A 21,040-nucleotide genomic window follows, 5' to 3' on the forward strand; every position below is an offset into this window, starting at 1 on the left:
CCAGCATTCCACGCCGGGAGACGAAAGGGCCGTCAGAACCAGACCTGGAGGCGGTCCCACAGCTGGTTCACCACGGCAAGCAGGCCGTCGACACCGGTGAAGGCGACGCGGAGCCGCCCCCGGCCCGTCCGGACCCGGCCGGGATCGCGCTCCGGACGGGTGCTCAGCGGCGCGATCCGGCGGAGCCTAGTCTCATGCCGTGACCGACGAACACCGGGCAACCGACGCCTTCAAGAACCGTTGCACCAATGCGGCGCTGGCACTGGAGTCCTGCGCCAACTACTTCCTCGACCGCATCTCGTTGGACGAGTCCAACGCCAACCGCAAGGACAACACACTGGACGTGTGGCTGCGCGAGGGACCCCAGCAGCCCGATGTGGTGATCTCACTGTCCGGTCTCCACTCGGTCCGCCCGTGGGAACCCGAAGCGACCCCTTCCTTCATCGACGGGATCTCCCTCGTCCATCTGCCGAAGCTGCCGTCGCCCTGGCCCGCCGACGCGGTCGGCCGGCTCGACCGCTCCGGGGACCTGCCCGAGCTGGTCTGGTTGCGGATCACCGGACCGCTCGAAGTCGACGCTGTCGCCTCGATCGTGACCGTCTACCGGGCGCAGAGCGACGATGCGGCCTCCGTGCTCCGGTGAGCGGCGTCAAGCCCGCACAGCATCACCGCACAAGTGCCCTACCCCGGGGGCTCTTTCGGGCAGGCGGCCGAACATCCCCGGCCAGGCCGGCGCTCGCCCGGCCATTCACCACCAACGGGCTTGCCGGGGCGCAGCAACGCCGCAACGCTGGTGAGCGCTGCCCCGCCGTCCCGCCCGCCGGTCTCACCGGACGGGCGGGTACGGCGTGCGGCCACAACTCACCGAGGGGCTGCCGTACTTCGCCCCGGACGTCCGGGCCTTCTCGCCTCAAGGCGCCCAAGTCGCCCGGGAGCCAGGAACTACGAGTAACGCTCGACGAGAGCCAGGATGTACTCCTCCAACCTGCCGGCCAGCAGCGCAGGAGTCAGGTCCGAGCGGCCGAGTTCTCGCCAGGGGACGGCGACCTTCTCGGCGTCCGGGGCAAAGGCCAGGGCGTCGATCAGGCGCCAGTAGAGATGCGCCGCCGGGTCCTCGTCGAGCTGTCCGCCCGCGGCGACGTACCGGTCCGCGAAGCTCATGCCCAGCGGGACGCCGTGGAGCAGGGCCAGGGCTGTCGAGCAGTGGGCGACGTCCAGGTCGGCCGGGCCCCACGAGGTCTCCACCCAGTCGACGACACCGCTGATGCGGGCATCGTCGCCGGCCCCCTCGAACAGGACGTTGCCCGGGTGGAAGTCCCGGTGCAGGAAGCACGGCCGGTGGGCCGGCGGTTCCTGCCGGATGACGTCGACGGCCTGCTGCCAGAGGTCCGGTCGTGCCGTCGATTCGGGCAACCGCACCCGATCCGTGGAGGTCCATGCCTGCCAGGCGCGCGGCCTCGTCTCCGGCGGGACCTCGACCTGGTGGATGCGCAGCAACTGCGCGGCCAACAGGTCGGCACGATGCTCGGCGCCCTGGTCGTCCACGCTGACGGTTCCCGGCAGCAGCGACATCAGCAGTGACGGGTGGTCGCAGGAGGTCGCCGTCGGGTCCGCGTCCACGAGCACTGCCGCTGGGACGTCCGTGCCGTCGAGTAGGCGGAGGATCGCGGCCTCACGCGACAACAGGCCGTCCGCGTGCTGGAGAAAGAACGGCTTGACGAACGACCGCAGCACCAGAGCACGCCGGCCTTCCGGTCCGCTGATGCTCAGTCGGCGCATCTCCGAGGTCCAGCCGCCACGCAGGCGCGCGACAGCTTCGATCCGTTCGCCGGCGGCGAGTCTCCGCTCCACCCAGGACCTGGTGAACGCCCAGCCCTGCTCCTCGAGATCGCCGCCGACCAGCTCTGCACCTTCGCTCTTGACCACGGCAGCGAGGCTATCGGCAACGCAGCCTCCAAGACCGATTATCAGAGAATCCCGCCCCAGACATGCAGCTCAAGTCGACCGAACCGCACGGCACCCGACCCCCCTCTCCGACCGCCCGTACGCCGTACCACCATGACCCTCCGACAACTGGGAGTTGGGGGGCGCAGCATGGTCGGCGAGACCTTCAAAGCGGGCGTGAAGGCGTGGTGGGTGCGTCGGGTTTCGGGGGTCCTGCTGTGCGCGTTGCTGGTCACGGCCGCCTTCACGGTGGTGGAGACCGTCCAGGGCCGAACGGGTTGGCAGGTGGCGACCGGGGCCGGCCGCCCGGGGTTCTTCACGGTGACGAAGGAGGCGCCCCACAACTGTGGCGCCCGGGCCAACCCGTGCGACGTCGTCGGCTATTTCGTCCCGGACGACACCGGGCAGGAACTGGCCTACTCCCAGGTCGCGGACGACGGTCTGGGGGTGCATCGCCTCGGCGAGCGGACGGCCGGCGAGGACCTCCGCGGGACGGTGTACCGGCCGAACGACGACCACATCTGACGGATCCACGCCTTCCTGGCCTGGCTGGGCGTGATGGTGATGACCGCGATCCTGGGCCTGATGGTGCGCCACTGGCGATTCGGCCCGACGGTGCAGCTGCGCCGCTTCGCGCCCCAACCGGTCCGGCGCTACTGACGGATCGCCAATCCCCGGACGCCCCGAGCCCCGAAAGTCGAGCCCCGAAAGCCCGGAGCCCCCCAGCAGACTCAGTCCTCGAACGCCACCAGCCGCTCCAGCACCGGCAGCGCCTCCAGCAGCATGGCGCGCTCCCGCGCGTCGAGTTCGGCGGTGCGGCGGGCCAGTAGCTCGGAGCGGCGTTGGCGGATCTCGGCGAGCAACTCGACGCCCTCGGTGGAGAGTTCGACCAGCGCGGAGCGGCGGTCGTCCGGGTCGGGGTGGCGGGTGACCAGGCCGGAGGCGACCAGGGGGGCGACGGTGCGGGTCATCGAGGGGGCGGCGACGCGTTCGCGGGTGGCGAGTTCGCCGAGCCGGATCGGGCCGTGCGCCTCGATCCGGGCCAGCGCGGAGAGTTGCGCGAACGTGAAGTCCTGCCGTCCGGACGCCTGCGCGAGCTGCCGGTGCAGCCGGGCGACGACAAGCCGCAGCCGCACCAGGTCCGCCGGGTCGAGCCCGCTCTCCACTGTCGAACTCCCACCCTCCGCCGAACTCCCGTACTCTACCCCGGAGTTCACGGCGAAACATCCGGCGCCACGGCCGAATCGGCCGCCGGATCGACCGCCGAATCGACCTCCGGGTCGACGACCGCGACCCGCTCCCGCAGCAGCGAGGCGACGGCGGCGACCAGCGACATCGCGATGGCCAGCGAGAACACCACCATCAACCCGTCGTGGAACGGCCCGGAGATCAGGTGCGGGAAGAACTCGCGTCCGGTCAGGGTCTGCGCGTTGGAGGCCGGAAGCGTGGACAGCACGTGCGGGCCGAGCAGTTCGCGGATCGGGTTGTAGCCGAGGAACGCCGCGAACAGCGTGCCGACGGGCGGCAGTCCGGCCACCGCGTGGGCGTCCGCCGGGGAGACGCCCTGGGCGGTGAGACCGTTGGCCAGGGTTCCGGGCAGGGAGCCGGCCAGGCCGGCCACCATCAGCGAGAAGAACACGCCGATGGACAGCACCATGCCGGCGTTCTGGAAGGTGGCCCGCATGCCGGAGGCGGCGCCCCGGTCGGCGGCGGGGACGCTGGACATCACCAGCGCGGTGTTGGGAGCAGCGAAGAGGCCGCCGCCGAGCCCGTTCAGGAACACCAGGAGCGCGAACCAGAGGTATCCGAAGTCGGTGGGCAGGAGCAGCAGTCCGGCGAACGAGGCGGCCATCACCACCAACCCCCCGGCGGCGAACAGGCGGGCGCCGAAGCGGTCGGAGAGGTGGCCGGCGATCGGGCCGGCGGCGAGAAATCCGATGGTCAGCGGGACGAGGTAGATGCCGGCCCAGAGCGGGGTGTCGGCGTAGTCGTAGCCGTGCAGCGGCAGCCAGATGCCCTGGAGCCAGACGATCAGCATGAATTGGAGGCCGCCGCGGGCGATGGAGCCGAGCAGGGTGGCCAGGTTGCCGCCGGCGAACACCGGGTCGCGGAACAGGCGCAGCGGGAACATCGGTTCGGCGACCTTGGTCTCGATCACGCAGAACGCGACCAGCGTGGCCGTTCCGCCGATCAGCCCGGCGAGCACCCACGGGTTGGTCCAGCCCATGGTGTGGCCGCCGTACGGTTGGATGCCGTAGGTGATCGCGGCGAGCAGCGCGGTCAGGCCGACGGCGAAGGTGATGTTTCCCCACCAGTCGATCCGGCCGGGCCGGCGGATTCCGGTCTCGTGCAGGGAGCGGTAGGCCCAGACGGTGCCGATGATGCCGATCGGGACGTTGACCCAGAAGATCGACCGCCAGTTCCACTCGGCGAGCAGGCCGCCCAGCACCAGTCCGACGAACGAACCGGCGATCGCGGCCACCATGTTGACGCCCAGCGCCATGCCGCGCTGCCGGGCGGGGAACGCGTCCGTGATGATCGCCGCCGAGTTGGCCATCAGCATCGCGCCGCCGACGGCCTGGACCACCCGCCAGCCGATCAGCCAGAGCGCACCGCCGCCGCCGTTCATCGGGTCGAGCGAGAGCACCACGGAGGTCAGGGTGAAGATCAGGAATCCCGCGTTGTAGATCCGCACCCTCCCCCAGATGTCCCCGAGCCGCCCGAGCGTCACCACCAGCACGGCGGTGACCAGCATGTAGCCCATCAGCATCCACAGCAGGTAGCTGACGTTTCCGGGCTGCAGCGGGTCCAGGTGGATGCCGTTGAAGATCGCGGGCAGCGAGATCAGCACGATCGAGGAGTTGATGGTGGCGATCAGCATCCCGAGCGTGGTGTTCGACAGCGCGATCCACTTGTACCGCGGGTGCTCAGCGCCGATCCGGCCCAGCCTGCCCGTTCCCTCGGTCACATCGGCCATCTCCTGCCCCACCCCTGGAAGCCAGATGATAATTAGCTGATGTGAACTAAATTACTCCCCACCGATGCCACCGGCCAGACCCCGGCCGGCGACAGCACAACTCCCGGCACGGAAGCCGCGCCGGGAGTTGATGCACGAGCCGTCACTGCTGCTGGTCGTCCTGCCGGTCGTCCATGTTCTGCTGGTCCTGCGGCTGGTCGGCGGCCTTCTGCTGGTCGTCGCCCTGCTGGGGCTTCTGACTCATCCGCTGCTTGGCCTGCTCCGCAGCCTGCTGGGCCTTGTCCTTGAACTTGTCGCTCATACCCATGGTTACTCCCTGCGATCAGTAGGGGATTCGGGCAGTTGCCAGGCTGCCACGGACTCCCCACCCCCGCAGTTCGGCAGACCCCTCACCCCCGCAGGTCGACAGGACGGGGGTCAGCGGGGTCAGCCGTGCAGCCGGACCGGCAGCTCGCGCGGCCCGTCGGAGATGAACGACTCCAGCGGCTTGACCTCCGCCGTGGCGAGAGTCAACTGCGGGAACCGGTCGAAGAGCGCGGCGAGCGCGATCCGGGCCTCCAGGCGGGCGAGTTCGGCGCCGAGGCAGTAGTGGGTGCCGTGTCCGAAGGAGAGGTGTTCGCGGCGCGATTCCCGGGTGTGGTCGAAGCTGTCGGCGTCAGGGCCGTGCAGAGCAGCGTCGCGGCCGCCGGCGGTGAAGTTGACGACCAGCATGTCGCCGCGCGCGAAGGTGATGCCCGTCGCCTCGTCGTGCAGTTCCTCGACGGCGAACCGCGGCAGGATGCTGGAGACCGGCGGCCGCAGGCGCAGCGTCTCCTCCACCACGTCGGCCCAGCGGGCCGGGTCCTTTCGGACGGCGTCGAGCTGTTCGGCATCAGCGGCGAGCGCGATGATCGCGCTGCCGAGCAGGTTGACGGTGGTCTCGTGGCCTGCGCCGATCAACAGCAGCAGGCTGTCGAGGAGTTCGCGTTCGGTGAGGCCGGTGCCGGTCTCCTCGTCGTGGGCCTGGATGAGCGCGCTGGTGACGTCCTCGCCGGGGGTGCGTCGCTTGGCCTCGACCAGGTTGGCGAGTTGGAGGTAGACGGCCTCGCCGTTGCGGACGGCTTCCTCGGGGGTGGCGTCGGTGTCGAAGATGCGGCCGATGCAGGCGCGGAAGGCATCGTGCAGGTCTTCGGGGACGCCGAGCAGGGTGTTGACCACCATCAACGGCAGCACCCAGGTGAATTCGCCCCGCAGGTCGACGATCTGGTCCTGCGGCCGGTCGGCGAGGCGGTCGAGGAGTTCGGCGGTGATGCGTTCGATCTCGGGGGTGAGGACGCGGATCCGCCGCGCGGTGAACGCGGGGCTGATCAGGCGGCGCAGCCGGCCGTGTTCGGGTCCGTAGGCGGTGAGCGCGTTGCGGACGTCGATCCACATCCGCAGCGGCCAGTCCTCGGCTATCTCGCCGTCGATGTAGGCGGGCCAGTGCTGTTGGGCGTCCTTGGAGACCCGCGGGTCGGTGAGCAGGCGCTTGATCAGGGCGGGGTCGGTGACGGACCAGGCGGGGATGCCGCCGGGGAGTTCGACGGGGGTGGCGGGCCCGAGGGCGCGCAGGGCGACGGCTTCGGCGGGCAGGTCGGTTCCGACGGTGTCGAGGCGGTACGGGCAGCGCTGAGTGTCCATCAGGATCGGCCTCCGGCAGGTCAGTTGTACTGTGCTTGATCGAACGCGCGTGAGCGCCTCGGACTGTACCTGCCGTCCCGCCGGGCCGGGTGCGGTTTCGCACCACACCCGGCCCACTCCCCTATCGCTCGTCAGCCGCGCCGGTAGCGGGCGTGGAGCATCGACCCGACCTGCTCGAGGGTGTCCTGGACGAGGTCCTCGACGTCCCGGAAGGAGCCGGTCATCCGGCAGCAACAGGCCGTCAGTTCGCCTCTGTGCGCCTCGAGTTCCACCCTGGGATGGTCCATGGTCCCGCAGCGGCTCGATTGTCGGAGCCTCGTACTAGGGTGTCCGGCGTGTCAATGATCATGGATCGTGATGGGGTTGCGGAGCAGCTGGAGCCGTTCCGCCGCGAGTTGACGGCGTACTGCTACCGCATGCTGGGGTCGGCCTTCGAGGCCGAGGACGCGGTGCAGGAGACGATGGTCCGCGCCTGGTCGAAGTTCGCCGGGTTCGAGGGCCGGGCGGCGCTGCGGACGTGGCTGTACCGGATCGCCACCAATGTGTGCCTGGACATGGGTCCGGCGGCGCAGCGGCGGGCGCGTCCGATGGATCTGACGTCGCCGTGTTCGGCGGGGGCGCCGGATCTGACGCAGCTGGAGGAGAACATCTGGGTGGGTCCGGTGCCGGACGGCCGGGTGCTGGCGGGTGATCCGGCGGAGGTGGCGCTGGGCCGGGAGTCGATCCGGTTGGCGTTCGTCTCGGCCTTGCAGAAGCTGCCGGCCCGGCAGCGGGCGGTGCTGATCCTGCGCGAGGTGCTGGCCTGGTCGGCGGCGGAGACGGCGGAGTTGCTGGAGACGTCGGTGGCGTCGGTGAACAGCGCGCTGCAGCGGGCCCGGGCGACGCTGGCGGACGGCGCGGGGTCGGCGGGTGACACGTTCAAGCCGCTGGACGAGGCGCAGCGTGCGCTGCTGGCCCGCTATGTGCAGGCGTTCGAGTCCTTCGACATCGAGGGGTTGAAGCGGCTGCTGCACGAGGACGCGGTGCTCAACATGCCGCCGTTCCGGATGTGGCTGCAGGGCCTCGCGGAGCTCGAGGTGTGGTGGCAGGGCCCGGGCCGCGGTTGCGTGAACTCGCGGATGCTGCCGGTGGAGGCTAACGGTTCGCCGGCCTTCGCGCAGTACCGGGTGGCGGAGGACGGCAACGGCTGGACGCCGTGGGGCATCATGGTGTTGGAGATCGTGGACGGCCGGATCGCCATGATGACCAATTACATGGATGTGGATCGGCTGTTCCCGCTGTGGGGTCTGCCGATGCGGTTGACGGAGGATCCGCGCGGCTGACATCCCGTCAGCCCTCGTGGAGGGTGTCGGCCAGCCCGGTGAGGTCGAGCACGATTCTCAACCGGGGGCCGACCCCGCGCAGTACCACCTGGTGGCCCGCCCGCCGTGCGAGTACTCCGAGCCTGCAGAGGCGTTGGAGGTCGCCGGGGGCGGGCCGCAGTACGTTTCCAACCAACAGGGCGACCAGTACGGGCGGTCGGTGGGCGTCCAGCAGCGCGGTGTACTGCTCCTCCAGTGCGGGGTGGGCGGCGTGGTGGGGTGGTACGTCGAACTCGACGGTGTCATCAAGGCTCATGCCGGTGCTGACCGGTCGGCGGCCGCGGACTCATCGGTGGGGCGAGCCCTCGGATCAAAAAAGTTCTTCAGATTTCCTCGCCGGGACCGATGAGTCCGGTGCGCGGGCTCCGTCTGACCAGTTGTGAGCGAGCAACGCACACCGGGAACGAGCAAGGAGCACCACCCCATGAGGAAGATCACCGCCGGTCTGTTCATCTCCGCCGACGGCGTCGTGGAGAGCCCCGAGCAGTGGCACTTCAAGTACTTCGACGCCGAGTTGGGCGCGGCGGTCGGCGCGCTGCTGGGCGCGTCGGACACCGTGCTGATGGGCCGCACCACCTACGACGTGTTCGCGGGCACGTGGCCGGCCGTCGAGGAGGCGGGCGGCGACGAGGCCGAGATGGCGAAGGCGATCGGCGACACCCGCAAGATCGTGGTCTCGCACCAGGACCTCTCCTTCACCTGGCGCAACTCCGAGCAGCTGAAGGGCGAACTGATCGAGGGCGTCCGGGCGCTGAAGCAGGAGGAGGGCGGCCCGATCGGCATGTCCGGCTCGGTCTCCGTGGTCCGCCGGCTGCTGGCGGCCGGCCTGATCGACGAACTCCACCTGTTCATCCACCCGGTGGCCCGCGGCAACGGCATGCGTCTGTTCGACGAAAGCGCCGACCCGATCGAGCTGAAGCTGCTCTCCAGCACGGCGTTCGCCGGCGGCACCATGCACGTCGTGTACGGCCCGGCGTCCGCCGCCGCCGAATAACCCACCCTCCCTACCGAGCAAGGAGCACCGAACCATGAGGAAGATCACCGCAGGCCTGTTCATCTCCGCCGACGGCGTGGTGGGCAGCCCGGAGCAGTGGCACCTGCCGTACTTCGACGACGAGGTGGGCGCGGCGGTCGGCGCACAGGTCGGGGTGTCCGAGACCCTGCTGCTGGGCCGCACCACCTACGACATCTTCGCGGGCGCCTGGCCGGAGCGGGAGGCGGCGGGCGGTGAGGACGCGGGCTTCGCGAAGTCGCTGGGCGACATGCGCAAGGTCGTGGTCTCGCACCAGGACCTCGACCTCACCTGGCGCAACTCCGAGGTCCTGAAGGGCGACCTGGTGGAGGGCGTCCGCGCGCTGAAGCAGGAGGAGGGCGGGACGATCGGCATGTCCGGCTCGGTCTCCGTGGTCCGCCGGCTGCTGGCGGCCGGCCTGATCGACGAACTGCACCTGTTCATCCACCCGGTGGCCCGCGGCACCGGCATGCGCCTGTTCGACGGGATCGCCGAGCCGATCGAGCTGAAGCTGCTCTCCAGCACGGCGTTCGCCCGCGGCACCGTGCACGTCGTGTACGGCCCGGCGTAGCGGAGAGCGGCCGGCTCCGCCACTCCCCCCGGGAAACCTTGTCCGAACGGTCGGCAAGGTTTCCCGGGGGGAAGCTGCACCAAGACTTCATCAACCGTCGGCAATCACCATGCAATCTAGCCATCCATGGTCATTTTCCGGCCGAGCACCTCATTTCCTCCCCAAAAGGCCTTCGGGCATTCGAACCTGTGGCAACTTAGGTCCTGCACCTGTGACATTTCACATGTGACAGGCCATTAGTACGTGCCCCCAGCTGGGCACCACCACATGGAGGAGAACTCGCGATGAACCGACCTTCGATGAAGGGGCTGACCCTGCTCGCCGCAGGCGTGGCCACCGCCGGCGCCCTGATGACCGCTCCCGCCCAGGCCGCCACCACCGCCGTGACCACGACCACGGAGACCTGCAGCCCGTGGTCGCTCCAGTCCGGGCTGATGACCCAGGTCTGCGCCGCGATCACCGGTGGCAGCGTCCAGTTCCTCGGCCGTGTCGCCCTGGCCGGCCCGCCCACCCCCGACTTCCCGCCGCAGCCCCAGACGCTCTCCACCACGCTCTCCGGCCAGGTCGTCGGCGGCGCCTCGCTCGGCTCGATCGCGCAGAACGTGAACTTCCTCGCGAGCACGGTCACCGTCAACGGCCCGACCGCCACCGTCGCGTGCGGTTCCACCGTCAGCGGCACCTTCGGCGTCAGCAAGTTCGGCTGGGGCCCGTCCCCGGTCACCGTCAACGCCGTGGTCCCCTGCTGACCCCGAGCAGCCATGGGCCGGGCCCGGGAGTCGCGAGCAACTCCCGGGCCCGGCCCGCGTTCTGTCCCGTCAGACCCGCTCGGCGACGCGCTCCGACCGCTCCGGGGCGGCAGGCAGGCTCGCCCCCTCCAGGTCCACGTCCGGGGTGATCCGGTCGAGCCAGCGCGGCAACTGCCAGGCTCGACGGCCGAGCAGGGCCATCACGGCGGGCACCAGGGTCATCCGGACCACGAACGCGTCGATGAACACACCGACGGCGAGCGCGAATCCGATCGACTTGATGATCGGGTCGTGGTTGAACACGAACCCGCCGAACACCGCGACCATGATCAGCGCGGCGGCGGTGACCACCCGCCCGCTGCTGGCGACGCCCTGCGTGACGGCCCCGGCGGCGTCGCCGGTGTGCTGGTGGTGCTCGCGCATCCGGCTGACCAGGAACACCTCGTAATCCATCGCGAGCCCGAACAGCACGCCGATCAGCAGCACCGGCAGGAAGCTCGTGACGGGCGCGGCGGACGGGATGTCGAGCAGGCCGTTCAGGTGGCCGTCCTGGAACACCCACACGGTGATGCCGAGCGCGGCGCCCACCGACAGCAGGAACCCGAGCACCGCCTTGAGCGGCACCAGCACCGAGCGGAACGCGACGGTCAGCAGAGCCAGCGCGAGGATCACGATCAGGCCGACGAACAGCGGCAGCGCGTCGGCGAGTTTGCCGGACACGTCGATCGCGGCGGCGGTCGCGCCGGCGATGTACAGCGTGCCGCCGGTCGCTGCGACCTCGGCCTTGTGGGCGCGCAGCCGGTCGACCAGGTCGCTGGTGGCCTGGTCGTCCGGCCCGGTGCGGGGGACGACGGGCACGGCGACGGTGCTGCCGTCCGCGCTCGCCACCGGCATGCCGACGGCGGCAACACCCGGGTCGGCGGAGAGCGTGGCGTGCAGCTCGCCGAGCGCGGCTTCGCGGCGCTCGGCGGGGATGCCGGTGGCGTCGACCACGGCGGCCAGGGTGGCGTTGAAGCCGGGGCCGAAGCCCTCGCTGAGCAGGTCGTAGCTCTTGTGCTGGGTGCTGGCGGCGGGCTGCGAGGCGTTGCCGGGCAGGCCGAGCCGCAGGTCGCGGGCGGGCAGCGCGAGGGCGAGCAGCCCGACCACGCCGGCCAGCAGCACCAGCAACGGCTTGCGGGTGACGATGCGCGCCCACGCCGCCGACCAGGTGCCTCCCTGCGGAGCGGCCTTCACCTTCCCCCGGGGCCGCAGACGCTCGCCGAGCAGGCCGAGCAGCGCGGGCACCAGGGTGACGGCGACCAGCACGGCGAGCAGCACGGTCGCGGCGGCGGCCAGGCCCATCACGGTCAGGAACGGGATGCCGGTGACGGCGAGCGCGGCCAGCGCGATGATCACGGTGGCGCCGGCGAACACCACGGCGCTGCCGGCGGTGGCGGTGGCGCGGGCCGCCGACTCCTCGATCTCGCTGTCGGGATCGGCGAGTTGCTCGCGGTGCCGGGCGATGATGAACAGCGCGTAGTCGATGCCGACGGCGAGGCCGATCATCAGCGCGAGCACGGTCGCGGTGTTGGTCATCTCGACCACGTTGGCCAGGATTTGAGCCCCCAACACACCGATACCGACGCCGACCAGGGCTGTCAGCAGCGGGAGTCCGGCGGCGACCAGCGAACCGAGCGCGACGGCGAGCACCACGAACGCGACCAGCACGCCGATCGCCTCGGCCGGGCCGCCGACCTCGATGTCCGGCGCCATCACGGTGCCGCCGAACTCGGCCTGGAGCCCGGCCTCGCGCAGCGGCACGGCGACGTCGTTCAGCGCGTCCTTGGCGCTCTGCGGAACGCCGCTCGCGGACTGCGCGAACTGCACGTCGGCGAACGCGATCCGCAGGTCCGGCGAGACGGTGCGGCTCTCGAACGGGTCGGCGACGTGCACCACACCGGGTATCCCGGCCTCCCGGTGCAGACCCTCCTGAAGTGCGGCCCTGGCGGCGGGCGTGTCCAGGCTCTGCCCGGCGGGCGCGGCGACGACCAGGCGGGCGGTGCCGCCGGCGGACTCCGGCAGTTGACGTTCCAGCAGGTCCTGGGCCTGCTGGGACTCGATGCCGGGAACGGTGAACTCGTTGCTGACGGGCCCGGCGAAGGTGGTGCCGAGGGCGCCGATGGTCGCGAGCAGCAGCAGCCACAGGCCGATCACCCGGCCTCGGCGGCGTACCGCCCATCGTCCCCAGGTGTACAGGACCGACGCCATCGCGCCCCCTCGTGCTCAGAACCAGTGGATTTTTGCACCCTAAGGTAACTTTGCATCCGACTGCAAAATTACCGCCACTGGTAAAGACTGGGCTAGCATGGCCCGCATGACCGAGGGTGCGAGGGAACGCGGCAAGGCCCGCCGCCGGGAGGCGATCCTGCGAGCGGCCTACCAACTGTTCGCGGAACGCGGCTTCGAGGCGACCACCATCGCCGACATCGCCGACCGGGCCGAGGTGTCCGCACGGACCGTCACCCTCTACTTCCCGACCAAGCTCGACCTGGCGACCTCCCACATCGCCGAGTTCACCGACCGCCTCAGCCACACCCTCAACCACCGCGAACCCGGCACCACCACGCTGGAAGCACTCGAGCACTGGCTGCGCACCGACCTCGCCGAGAACCCCGCCGACAACGAACTCGACGCACTCTGGGAAGCGATGCTCGACCGCAACCCCCAACTGCGCGCCGTCGCCAACAGCCGCCTGACCGAGGCCATCCAGGAGGGCGCCCGGATCTTCGCCGCCGAACGCGGCGACGCCCCCGACGACTTCGCCCCCCGCATGGTCGCCGCCACCGCCGCCGCCGTCGTCTGCGAGCTCTACCTCCGCCCCACCGAGGCCCACCTCGACGCCGCCATGTCCTTCCTGACCGCCGGCATCAACACCCTCCCCCCGGGCCAACTCCCCTGACGCTCCAACCTCGTTGACGCCAAGGGCGGAACGCCCCGGGCCCTCTTCCCGCGCCACCCCGGAATCCGCCCGATGCCCGCCGCCGGGAGCCACCGCGGCCCGGCCCGGCACGTGCGGGAGGCCCTCGACGAGCCCACCGGCCAGGCCGTCGCCGAGCACCTGCTGCGCGGCACCGTCGCAGTGGTGACTCGCGAGGAGGGCCCGGGCTGCCTGTTGGTGCACGGCGCACTGGCCGCCGGCGAGGGCTCCGCCGCCGTCCGCGCCGATACCGTCGCCCGCCGCGCGGGGGCGCGCGTCGCGCTCTGCGCGCGCCTCGAACTGGCCGCCGAGGCCGACGAGTTCGCACCCGGCACCGATCCGGCCGTGCTCGCCGACTACCTGACCACCCTCACCCACGGCCTCGCGGTGCGCGCCGCCGACGGCACCCCGGCCGAACAGCTGGACCGCATCGTCGACTTCGCGCTGAGCACCTGGCCCTCGGCCTGACGGCGCGTCAACCCAAGCAGAGGGCGCATGCGATAACCACACTGCGCCCCGCGCACGCATCAGGTAAACAAACGGAATATATGATTCCGCGCGCCCCTGGTGGGCAGCGTGTCACGGACACGACGATGGCTCACGGCCTGCTGACGCCTCATCACGCTACGAGACGTCCCTCGCCGGGCCGGGTTCTCCCCCGGCCCCGCTGCACCCGGACCGCCCTCCCGCGCTCCGGGCATCGTCTGGAAGGACGTCCATGTCTCAGCGCACCACCACCGCGCTCCGCCTCCTGGTGCCGGCCCTGCTCGCGGCGGGCGGCATCGTCCCGCTCACCGCGACCGCCGCCTCCGCCGCGTCGCCGATCTGCATGAGCGGCAACCTCCAGTACGACTACCAGTCCGCCGAGGCGGGCACGTCCAAGCCGACCCTGACCAAGGCCGCCCGCAACGCCTCGGTCGAGCTGTGGGGCCGGGAGAAGTCGACCGACACCGACCACAAGCTGAACACCGACACCCAGCTGACCGGTGCCGCCGACGGCTCGTTCAACCTCTGCTACACCCCGGTCACCACGACCGCGATGGACCACCTGTACGTGCACTTCGCCACCCAGAACAACCACGTGTGGCGGACCGCCGACAACACCGGCACGGTCTACACCTTCAACACCCCGACCCAGTCGAACATATCGGCCGGCGTCGCCCTCGGCACCGTCAAGCCGACCACCGCGCAGCGCGCCTGGCACGCCTTCGACACCGTCAACATGCTCTGGTCGCGCCGGGTCAACTCCACCTCCCCGTGCTGGACCGCCGCCGAGACGAGCGCCGCCACCTGCACCATGCTGACGGAGCAGTGGTACACGGGCTCCACCGACGGCGCGTGGTACGACCTGTCGAACACCCTGCACCTGGCCGACGCCGACCCGGACTCCGAGCACACCGTGCTGCACGAGACGGGGCACTTCTTCCAGCAGCGCCTGTACAACGGCAACTTCCCGGCCGTCACCAACTGCAACCCGCACTACGTCAACACGGCGTCCTCCGCCACCTGCTCATGGACCGAGGCCTTCGCCGACTCGCTGGCCGCCTACCTGGAGGGCGACCAGCGCTACGTCTGGTCGAACGGCTCGTCCATGCAGTTCACCGCCGGAGCGGGCTGGCAGACCGGCGACCAGGTGCAGGGCAACGTGGACGCCGCGCTGCTCCAGCTGTGGAACACGGTGGACGGCAGCTGGGACCGCACCATCTCCACCCTGAGCTCGCACACCCCCGCGACGTTCTCCGACTACTTCAGGAACGTCCGCCCGACCGCCGCGCCGCCGCTCTCCACCACCGGCTCGGCGCTGACCGCCCTGGACGCCAGTTCCATCAACTACGGCCCCACCATCGTCGGTGACAACGGCTACCACCAGCTCACCAACGGCGGCGGCGTCGCCCTCCAGCGCAACGGCACCTGCACCAACATCCTCCCGACGGTGGCCGTGTTCGCCGCACCGAACAACAGCATGGCCTCGCAGCGCTGGAAGTTCGTCTCCAACGGCGACGGCACCGTGCAGGTCTTCGACAGCTGCCCGGTCCCGCTGTACCTGACCGCGCCGACCACCGCCGGCGGCCAGATCTCCCTGACGGCCCTCAACCTCGGTGGCGCCAGCCAGCGTTGGACGGTCACCCAGAACTCCTCCGGCACCTACACCCTGATCAACCCGGCCACCGGCTTCTCCCTGGATGGCAACGCCACCGCCGGCCAGGCGGTCACCGCCAACACCGCCAACGCGAGCTCGACCAGCCAGAACTGGGCGTCGATCTTCTCCAGCTACTAACACCCCCTGCAACGCCGAACCGCCCGGCTGCCGCATCAACTGCGGCACCCGGGCGGTTCGTTGCTGAGCTCCTCCGTCAGGCGGTCTTCGCCCCCACCGGCGCGGCGGGCTTCGGCGCGGAAGCGCTCGCCTTCGGCTTGCGGAAGAAGAAGTACAGCGTCGGCGCCAGGTACATCAGCCAGATCACGACCTGGATCACCGTCGGGTTCGGCTGGAAGTTGAACACACCCTTCAGCAGGGTGCCGTACCAGCTGTCGGCCGGAATCGTCGAAGAGATGTCGAACGCCAGCTCGTGCAAGCCGGGGATCCAGCCGGCCTCCTGCAGGTCGTGCACGCCGTAGGCGAGGACGCCCGCCGCGACCACGACCAGCATGCCGCCGGTCCAGGTGAAGAACTTCGCCAGGTTGATCTTGAGCGCGCCGCGGTAGAAGAACCAGCCCAGCAAGGCCGAGGTGAGCAGGCCGAGGATCGCGCCGGCCAGCGGGCTCCAGCCGTCGCCGGTGGACTGGACGGCGGTCCAGATGAACAGCGCGGTCTCCAGGCCCTCCCGGCCGACGGCCAGGAAGGAGGTGACGACCAGGGCGACGGTGCCCATCGCGAGCGCGGCGTCCAGCTTGCCGTGCAGCTCGCTCTTCAAGTGCCGGGCGGTGCGCTTCATCCAGAACACCATCCAGGTGACCAGACCGACGGCGAGGATCGACAGGCTGCCGCCGAGCGCCTCCTGCGCCTTGAAGGACAGCTGGTTGGAGCCGAACTGCAGCACCGCACCGAAGGCCATGGACAGCGCGACGGCACTGCCGACGCCCATCCAGACCGGGCCGAGCCGGTCCTTGCGGCCGGTCTTGACCAGGTAGGCGATCAGGATGCAGACCACCAGGCTGGCTTCGAGGCCTTCTCGAAGGCCGATCAGGTAGTTGGCGAACACGGCGGTTCTCCTCGGGTGGGGAGTGAGGGTGAGGGGGGCGGGGGTCAGCCGAACAGGGTCTGGCCCCACCACTCGCCGGGCTTGCGGACCCCGGGCGGGCAGGCGAAGTGGGCGGATCCGACGTGCGTGATGTACTCGTTCAGCTTGTCGCTGGCCGCCAGCTTGGTCTGCAGCGGCACGAACGCCTTGCGGGTGTCGCGCTGGTACGCCAGGAAGAACAGGCCGGCGTCGAGGCGGCCGAGACCGTCGGTGCCGTCCGTGAACGAGTAGCCCCGGCGCAGGATCATCAGCCCGTCGTTGCTGTCCGGGTGGGCGAGCCGCACGTGCGAGGTGGCGGGCATCGCGGACAGGTCGGGCGCGTCGCGTTCCTTCTGCTTGCCGTACGGGGCGCCTTCGATCTTGGTGCGGCCGAAGGTGTCCTCCTGGTCCTGCAACGAGGCGCGGTCCCAGGTCTCGATGGTCATCCGGATCCGCCGGGCCACCAGGTACGAACCGCCGGTCATCCAGTCCTGGCCGTCGCCAGGCGCCACCCACACGTACTTGGCGAGCGAGTCCGCGTCCGTCCCGGCGACGTTGTGGGTGCCGTCCTTGAAGCCCATCAGGTTGCGCGGGGTCTGGCTGTCGGGCGTGGTCGACGAGGTCTTGCCGAAGCCGAGCTGCGACCACCGGACGTTCACCACGCCCATGCCTATCCGGGCCAGGTTGCGGATCGCGTGCACCGCGACCTGCGGGTCGTCCGCGCACGCCTGGATGCAGATGTCACCGCCGCTGCGGTTCGCCTCCAGCCGGTCGCCCTTGAACTTCGGCAGGTCCACCAGCGCCTCGGGCCGCTTCGCCTTCAGGCCGAACCGGTCCTGGCCGTCCTTCTCGAACAGCGTCGACCCGAAACCGATGGTCAGCGTCAGCCGGGACGCCGGCAGGCCGAGCGCCTCACCGGTGTCGTCCGGCGGCGACTGCGGCACCACGCCGACCGCACCGCCGCCGACCTCGCGGCCGCCGGTGATCGAGGCGGCCGCCTTCGTCCACTCCTTGAGCATCTTGACCAGCGCGTCACGGTCCTCGGTGATCACGTCGAACGCGGCGAAGTGCAGCCGGTCCTGCACGGGGGTCGAGATCCCCGACTGGTGCTCGCCCCAGAACGGCACGTCCTGGTTCTGCGGCGCGGCGGCCGGGCTGTCGGCACTCCGCGTGGCGGCGGCCACCGTGCCCACCCCCGCCGCGCCGATCGCGACACCCGCACCGGCCCAGCCGATGACGGCCCGTCGGCTGAGCCCGGCACCCTGCTGTGCCCCACCGGCCTCGGCGGGAGCCGCCTGCTGCTCGTTCTCGGCGTCCATCTCTGACGTTCCCTCTCGCACGTGTGACCTGCTCGAAAGCCCTGCCGACCTGCTGGTCCACCGACCCGCCGATCCCCAGACAGGGACTTAGCTTACGCTGCCCTTACTTCGCCGACGCCGGCCGCGTCGGCTACTTGACCACGACGGCGGCGGCCAGCTTCGACAGCGGCTCGCTCAGCGCGTTCACCGCGTCGGTGAAGGTCTTGCGCTCGCCCTCCGTCACCTTGTCGTACGAGGTGTAAGTGCCGTCGGCCTGGCGGTACTTGGCCAGCAGGTCGGCGATCTTCTCGAACTCGGTGTCCAGGGTCTTCGACAGGCTCGGGTCGTTCTCGGCGGCGACCGGCTTCAGCAGCTCGTAGGCCTGGCGGGCGCCCTCGACGTTGGCGACGAAGTCCGACAGGTCGGTGTGGCTGTAGCGCTCCTCCTCGCCGGTGATCTTGTTCTTGGACACCTCGTCCAGCAGCTCCTTGGCTCCGTTCGCCATGCCGGTCGGGGTGATCTCCGCGCTCGGGACGCGCTTCTGCCAGTCCTTCAGGTCGGTGACCAGCTGGGTGGCGAGGGTCTTCTCCTCGTCGCCGATCTTGCCGTCCACCCACAGCGCCTTCTCCAGGCGGTGCCAACCGGTCCACTGCGCGCCGTCCTCCAGCGCGTCCTCCCGGACGTCGGTCTTCGGGTCGATGTCACCGAAGCTCTCCGCCACCGGCTCGGTCCGTTCCCAGCCCACCCGCGACGGCGCGTACAGCGACTTCGCCTTCTCCACATCGCCCGCGGTGACCGCCGCCGCGAACTGCTCCACCACCGGGATGGTCGCGTCCGCCTGCTCCTGCGCGTACTTCCGGTAGTCCGCGACCGCCTGCGTCAGCCGGTCGTCCGTCTTCACCGGAGCCCCGCCGGCCGCCGTCACGGTGATCTTCTGCCGAATACCGTCACCGGCCATACCCGGCTTGCACGCCACCTCGTAGGTACCGGCCTTGATCTCGGCGTTGATGTTCACCTTGGTGCCCGGGCCGATGTTCTCCCGCTCGGTGACGATCTTGTCCCCCTCTGCGTACACGTACACCTCGGTGGTCTTGCTCCCCTTGTTCGCCACCGCCAGCTCGACGTGCCCCGCCGGAAACGTCGTCTTCGACAGCTCGCACTTGCTGTCCGTCGCCGTCACCTGCACCGGCCCGCTGCCGTCCGCCGAAACCTTCCCGTCGTCCTTCTTCGAACACCCCACCAACGCGGCACCCGCCACAGCGAGAACGAGGAAAGTCGCGGCAGTCGTACGGCGGGCGGGCATGCTCACTCCAAGGACGAGGGTACGGCGGACTCTGCGGCTCCCGAGGCCTGAACCCCGGCGCCGCTCAGTAAGCTAAGGCATACCTTATGTCGCCCATCACCCGGGGTCGAGATCCCCCTCACCCCACCCCACCCCACCACCCTGCACCTTTCGGCCAACCTCCCCACCCGCCACGCCAGTTCACCCCCAGCAAGCCTGCCCCACCCCCCTCGGATGTGACTGGGGCCACGCTCAGACCCTCCGTCAACTCCGGCAAAACGGACAGACCCTAGGCGGCCGCAGCCGCAAGGAGCGCGTCGAGCAGGCCAGGAAAACGGAAGTCGAGGTCGGCGCGGCGCAGGCTGACGAACCGGTTGCGGCCGGCCACCCGGGTGGTGGTGACGCCGGCTTCGCGCAGGACGCGCATGTGATGGGAGACGGTCGACTTGTGCAGGTGCTCCAGGCCGAGACCGCGCGGGTCGCAGGAGTGTTCGGCGCCGTCTGCGTAGCTGAGCAGCAGGGTCATGCGGACGGGGTCGCCGAGGGCGTGCAGCAGGGTGACGAGGTCGATGTCGGCGAGGGCGGGCTGGGGAAGCCGCTCGGTGTCGCTCATGGTGGCACGTGCTCCTCGAGGCCGAGGCCGGGGCGGGATCGGGACAGTTTGACAATCATCCACCCATCCTCGAATGTTTGGCGAGCGTCAAACTGTTGCATCCTCATCCAACAGAGCTGCGACAGCCCTGCCGCCCGTACGACGAACCGTTTTACGACGAACCGTTTCCTGCGCCCCGGGAGGCTTCCCTGTGCCCATACGTCTGCTCCTGCTCGCCCTCGGCACCTTCGCCGTGGGCACCGACTCGATGGTGGTGGCCGGCATCCTCGGCCCGGTCTCCGCCGACCTGAAGGTCTCGGTGCCGGCCGCCGGCCAACTGGTCACCGTCTTCGCGCTCGGCTACGCGCTGCTGGCTCCGGTGCTGGCCACCCTCACCGCCCGCTGGCCGCGCCGGCGCCTGCTGCTGACTGCGCTCGCGATCTTCAGCGCGGCCAATGCACTCAGCGCGCTCGCACCCACGTACGGGCTGCTGCTGGCCACCCGGGTGCTGGCGGCGGCCGGCGCCGCCCTCTACACGCCGACCGCCAACGCGGTGGCCACCACCCTGGTCGCCCCCGAGCGGCGCGGACGGGCGCTGGCCACCGTGCTCGGCGGAATGACAGTGGCCACCGCGCTGGGCGTGCCGCTCGGCACCTGGGTCGGACGCGCCGACTGGCGGCTGACGATGTGGCTGGTCACCGCCCTGGGCCTGGCCGCGCTCGCGGGCCTGGCCCTCCTGCTGCGCGACCTGCCCTCCCCCCTCGCCGCCCCCACCCTGCGGGCACGCCTCGCGCCGCTGGGCCGACCCCGGGTGCTCGGCGCGGCGGCCACCACGCTGGTGTTCTTCCTCGCCTTCCAGAGCGTCTACATCTACCTCGCCACCGCCGTCTCGGGCGCCACTGGCGGCGACGGCGCCCGGCTGAGCGTGATCCTGCTGACCTGCGGCGTCATGTCGGTGGCCGGCAGCTGGCTGGGCGGCCGCCTGGTGGACCGCGTCGGAGTGCGCCGGGTGCTGCTGACCGGCTCGGCGGCAGCGGCGGCAGCGTTCGCGGCGCTCCCGTGGCTGGGGCGCTCGATGCCGGGGGCGCTCGGGTACGCCCTGGTGGTGCCGCTCGCGGGATGGGCGGTCTCGGTGGCTCTGCCGCACCGTCTGGCCTCGATCGACCCGAACAGCGCGCCGCTGCTGATCTCGCTCAACAGCAGCGCCCTGTACCTGGGCACGGCAGCCGGCGGCGTGGCCGGCTCGGCAGCCATCGGCCTGCTGGGCGGACGCTGGTTCCCGCTCGCGGCGGCGGCACTCGCCCTGGTGGCCTGCGCGGTGGCCGCAGCAACCACCCGCGACGAACGGACACCCCGCACCCACGACCGGACGCCGGAGCCCGTCCCCGCCTGAGCACCCGCACTCCCGGTCCGGCCGACAA

22 protein-coding genes are annotated in these 21,040 nt (G+C 70.5%); 10 read left to right on the plus strand and 12 right to left on the minus strand.

Going from position 1 to position 21,040, the window contains the following annotated elements; genetic code table 11:
* The first annotated feature begins 199 nt into the window (after window positions 1-199).
* Complete coding sequence (locus ACFYS8_RS32045) at window positions 200-643, plus strand: hypothetical protein (protein WP_387647788.1); 444 nt, start codon at window positions 200-202, stop codon at window positions 641-643.
* Between the two features lie 299 nt (window positions 644-942).
* Here the strand turns inward: ACFYS8_RS32045 and ACFYS8_RS32050 are convergent, their stop codons facing one another.
* Entirely contained in the window at window positions 943-1,926 is a 984-nt protein-coding gene (locus ACFYS8_RS32050) for a phosphotransferase family protein (protein ID WP_387647791.1), read from the minus strand.
* A 132-nt stretch (window positions 1,927-2,058) separates the two neighbouring features.
* Here ACFYS8_RS32050 and ACFYS8_RS32055 point away from each other — a divergent pair, with 132 nt between their 5' ends.
* Entirely contained in the window at window positions 2,059-2,469 is a 411-nt protein-coding gene (locus ACFYS8_RS32055; RefSeq protein ID WP_387647793.1) for a hypothetical protein, read from the plus strand.
* Between the two features lie 206 nt (window positions 2,470-2,675).
* Here ACFYS8_RS32055 and ACFYS8_RS32060 read toward each other — a convergent pair whose 3' ends face one another.
* From ACFYS8_RS32060 to ACFYS8_RS32080, 5 genes are all read right to left on the minus strand, one after another.
* Complete coding sequence (locus ACFYS8_RS32060; RefSeq protein ID WP_387647796.1) at window positions 2,676-3,161, minus strand: MarR family winged helix-turn-helix transcriptional regulator; 486 nt, start codon at window positions 3,159-3,161, stop codon at window positions 2,676-2,678.
* A complete protein-coding gene (locus ACFYS8_RS32065; RefSeq protein ID WP_387647799.1) occupies window positions 3,158-4,921 on the minus strand; it encodes an MFS transporter in 1,764 nt (587 codons plus the stop codon). Before ACFYS8_RS32065 ends, ACFYS8_RS32060 begins: the two co-directional genes overlap by 4 nt.
* Window positions 4,922-5,063: 142 nt before the next feature.
* Window positions 5,064-5,222, minus strand: coding sequence for a hypothetical protein (locus tag ACFYS8_RS32070; protein WP_387647800.1), 159 nt, complete (start codon window positions 5,220-5,222; stop codon window positions 5,064-5,066).
* Window positions 5,223-5,347: 125 nt separating this feature from the next.
* Entirely contained in the window at window positions 5,348-6,580 is a 1,233-nt protein-coding gene (locus tag ACFYS8_RS32075; RefSeq protein ID WP_387647803.1) for a cytochrome P450, read from the minus strand.
* 131 nt (window positions 6,581-6,711) lie between these two features.
* Complete coding sequence (locus tag ACFYS8_RS32080; protein WP_387647805.1) at window positions 6,712-6,852, minus strand: hypothetical protein; 141 nt, start codon at window positions 6,850-6,852, stop codon at window positions 6,712-6,714.
* Window positions 6,853-6,921: 69 nt separating this feature from the next.
* On the opposite strand from ACFYS8_RS32080, the gene ACFYS8_RS32085 reads away from it, so the two are divergent.
* A complete protein-coding gene (locus ACFYS8_RS32085; protein ID WP_387648233.1) occupies window positions 6,922-7,902 on the plus strand; it encodes a sigma-70 family RNA polymerase sigma factor in 981 nt (326 codons plus the stop codon).
* A gap of 7 nt (window positions 7,903-7,909) precedes the next feature.
* Here the strand turns inward: ACFYS8_RS32085 and ACFYS8_RS32090 are convergent, their stop codons facing one another.
* Window positions 7,910-8,197, minus strand: coding sequence for a hypothetical protein (locus ACFYS8_RS32090; RefSeq protein ID WP_387647808.1), 288 nt, complete (start codon window positions 8,195-8,197; stop codon window positions 7,910-7,912).
* 168 nt (window positions 8,198-8,365) lie between these two features.
* Here ACFYS8_RS32090 and ACFYS8_RS32095 point away from each other — a divergent pair, with 168 nt between their 5' ends.
* From ACFYS8_RS32095 to ACFYS8_RS32105, 3 genes are all read left to right on the plus strand, one after another.
* Complete coding sequence (locus tag ACFYS8_RS32095) at window positions 8,366-8,935, plus strand: dihydrofolate reductase family protein (RefSeq protein ID WP_387647810.1); 570 nt, start codon at window positions 8,366-8,368, stop codon at window positions 8,933-8,935.
* 34 nt (window positions 8,936-8,969) lie between these two features.
* Window positions 8,970-9,524 carry a dihydrofolate reductase family protein gene (locus ACFYS8_RS32100; RefSeq protein WP_387647812.1) on the plus strand — a complete coding sequence of 185 codons (555 nt, stop codon included), beginning with the start codon at window positions 8,970-8,972 and terminating at the stop codon, window positions 9,522-9,524.
* A gap of 284 nt (window positions 9,525-9,808) precedes the next feature.
* Window positions 9,809-10,270 (plus strand): hypothetical protein, encoded by a 462-nt coding sequence (locus ACFYS8_RS32105; RefSeq protein ID WP_387647815.1) that lies wholly within the window; start codon window positions 9,809-9,811, stop codon window positions 10,268-10,270.
* 69 nt (window positions 10,271-10,339) lie between these two features.
* On the opposite strand, the gene ACFYS8_RS32110 is transcribed toward ACFYS8_RS32105, so the two are convergent.
* Complete coding sequence (locus ACFYS8_RS32110; RefSeq protein ID WP_387647818.1) at window positions 10,340-12,517, minus strand: MMPL family transporter; 2,178 nt, start codon at window positions 12,515-12,517, stop codon at window positions 10,340-10,342.
* 106 nt (window positions 12,518-12,623) lie between these two features.
* On the opposite strand from ACFYS8_RS32110, the gene ACFYS8_RS32115 reads away from it, so the two are divergent.
* The 3 genes from ACFYS8_RS32115 to ACFYS8_RS32125 all read left to right on the plus strand — a co-directional run bounded on the left by ACFYS8_RS32115 (window position 12,624) and on the right by ACFYS8_RS32125 (window position 15,504).
* Entirely contained in the window at window positions 12,624-13,208 is a 585-nt protein-coding gene (locus tag ACFYS8_RS32115) for a TetR/AcrR family transcriptional regulator (protein WP_387647822.1), read from the plus strand.
* Window positions 13,209-13,280: 72 nt separating this feature from the next.
* Entirely contained in the window at window positions 13,281-13,694 is a 414-nt protein-coding gene (locus ACFYS8_RS32120) for a TetR family transcriptional regulator C-terminal domain-containing protein (protein WP_387647824.1), read from the plus strand.
* A gap of 250 nt (window positions 13,695-13,944) precedes the next feature.
* Window positions 13,945-15,504, plus strand: coding sequence for an RICIN domain-containing protein (locus tag ACFYS8_RS32125; protein ID WP_387647826.1), 1,560 nt, complete (start codon window positions 13,945-13,947; stop codon window positions 15,502-15,504).
* A 76-nt stretch (window positions 15,505-15,580) separates the two neighbouring features.
* Here ACFYS8_RS32125 and efeU read toward each other — a convergent pair whose 3' ends face one another.
* From efeU to ACFYS8_RS32145, 4 genes are all read right to left on the minus strand, one after another.
* On the minus strand, window positions 15,581-16,429 hold the full coding sequence (gene efeU, locus ACFYS8_RS32130) for an iron uptake transporter permease EfeU (protein ID WP_387647829.1): 849 nt from the start codon (window positions 16,427-16,429) through the stop codon (window positions 15,581-15,583).
* 44 nt (window positions 16,430-16,473) lie between these two features.
* On the minus strand, window positions 16,474-17,766 hold the full coding sequence (gene efeB / locus ACFYS8_RS32135) for an iron uptake transporter deferrochelatase/peroxidase subunit (RefSeq protein WP_387647832.1): 1,293 nt from the start codon (window positions 17,764-17,766) through the stop codon (window positions 16,474-16,476).
* Window positions 17,767-17,896: 130 nt separating this feature from the next.
* Entirely contained in the window at window positions 17,897-19,048 is a 1,152-nt protein-coding gene (efeO, locus tag ACFYS8_RS32140) for an iron uptake system protein EfeO (RefSeq protein WP_387648236.1), read from the minus strand.
* Window positions 19,049-19,316: 268 nt separating this feature from the next.
* Window positions 19,317-19,640, minus strand: coding sequence for an ArsR/SmtB family transcription factor (locus ACFYS8_RS32145; protein WP_387647835.1), 324 nt, complete (start codon window positions 19,638-19,640; stop codon window positions 19,317-19,319).
* A gap of 190 nt (window positions 19,641-19,830) precedes the next feature.
* On the opposite strand from ACFYS8_RS32145, the gene ACFYS8_RS32150 reads away from it, so the two are divergent.
* Entirely contained in the window at window positions 19,831-21,012 is a 1,182-nt protein-coding gene (locus ACFYS8_RS32150; protein WP_387647838.1) for an MFS transporter, read from the plus strand.
* Window positions 21,013-21,040 lie beyond the last annotated feature (28 nt).

It is taken from the genome of Kitasatospora sp. NPDC004615, from assembly GCF_042873545.1.
Classification (GTDB): Bacteria; Actinomycetota; Actinomycetes; order Streptomycetales; family Streptomycetaceae; genus Kitasatospora.

Coding starts and splice junctions, on each gene's coding strand:
- ACFYS8_RS32100 (WP_387647812.1), top strand. CDS start 8,970: ATGAGGAAGATCACCGCAGGCCTGTTCATCTCCGCCGACGGCGTGGTG.
- ACFYS8_RS32120 (WP_387647824.1), top strand. CDS start 13,281: ATGCCCGCCGCCGGGAGCCACCGCGGCCCGGCCCGGCACGTGCGGGAG.
- ACFYS8_RS32070 (WP_387647800.1), bottom strand. CDS start 5,222: ATGAGCGACAAGTTCAAGGACAAGGCCCAGCAGGCTGCGGAGCAGGCC.
- ACFYS8_RS32055 (WP_387647793.1), top strand. CDS start 2,059: ATGACCCTCCGACAACTGGGAGTTGGGGGGCGCAGCATGGTCGGCGAG.
- ACFYS8_RS32075 (WP_387647803.1), bottom strand. CDS start 6,580: ATGGACACTCAGCGCTGCCCGTACCGCCTCGACACCGTCGGAACCGAC.
- ACFYS8_RS32145 (WP_387647835.1), bottom strand. CDS start 19,640: ATGAGCGACACCGAGCGGCTTCCCCAGCCCGCCCTCGCCGACATCGAC.
- ACFYS8_RS32110 (WP_387647818.1), bottom strand. CDS start 12,517: ATGGCGTCGGTCCTGTACACCTGGGGACGATGGGCGGTACGCCGCCGA.
- ACFYS8_RS32095 (WP_387647810.1), top strand. CDS start 8,366: ATGAGGAAGATCACCGCCGGTCTGTTCATCTCCGCCGACGGCGTCGTG.
- ACFYS8_RS32090 (WP_387647808.1), bottom strand. CDS start 8,197: ATGAGCCTTGATGACACCGTCGAGTTCGACGTACCACCCCACCACGCC.
- ACFYS8_RS32105 (WP_387647815.1), top strand. CDS start 9,809: ATGAACCGACCTTCGATGAAGGGGCTGACCCTGCTCGCCGCAGGCGTG.
- ACFYS8_RS32115 (WP_387647822.1), top strand. CDS start 12,624: ATGACCGAGGGTGCGAGGGAACGCGGCAAGGCCCGCCGCCGGGAGGCG.
- efeB (WP_387647832.1), bottom strand. CDS start 17,766: ATGGACGCCGAGAACGAGCAGCAGGCGGCTCCCGCCGAGGCCGGTGGG.
- ACFYS8_RS32065 (WP_387647799.1), bottom strand. CDS start 4,921: ATGGCCGATGTGACCGAGGGAACGGGCAGGCTGGGCCGGATCGGCGCT.
- ACFYS8_RS32125 (WP_387647826.1), top strand. CDS start 13,945: ATGTCTCAGCGCACCACCACCGCGCTCCGCCTCCTGGTGCCGGCCCTG.
- efeO (WP_387648236.1), bottom strand. CDS start 19,048: ATGCCCGCCCGCCGTACGACTGCCGCGACTTTCCTCGTTCTCGCTGTG.
- ACFYS8_RS32085 (WP_387648233.1), top strand. CDS start 6,922: ATGATCATGGATCGTGATGGGGTTGCGGAGCAGCTGGAGCCGTTCCGC.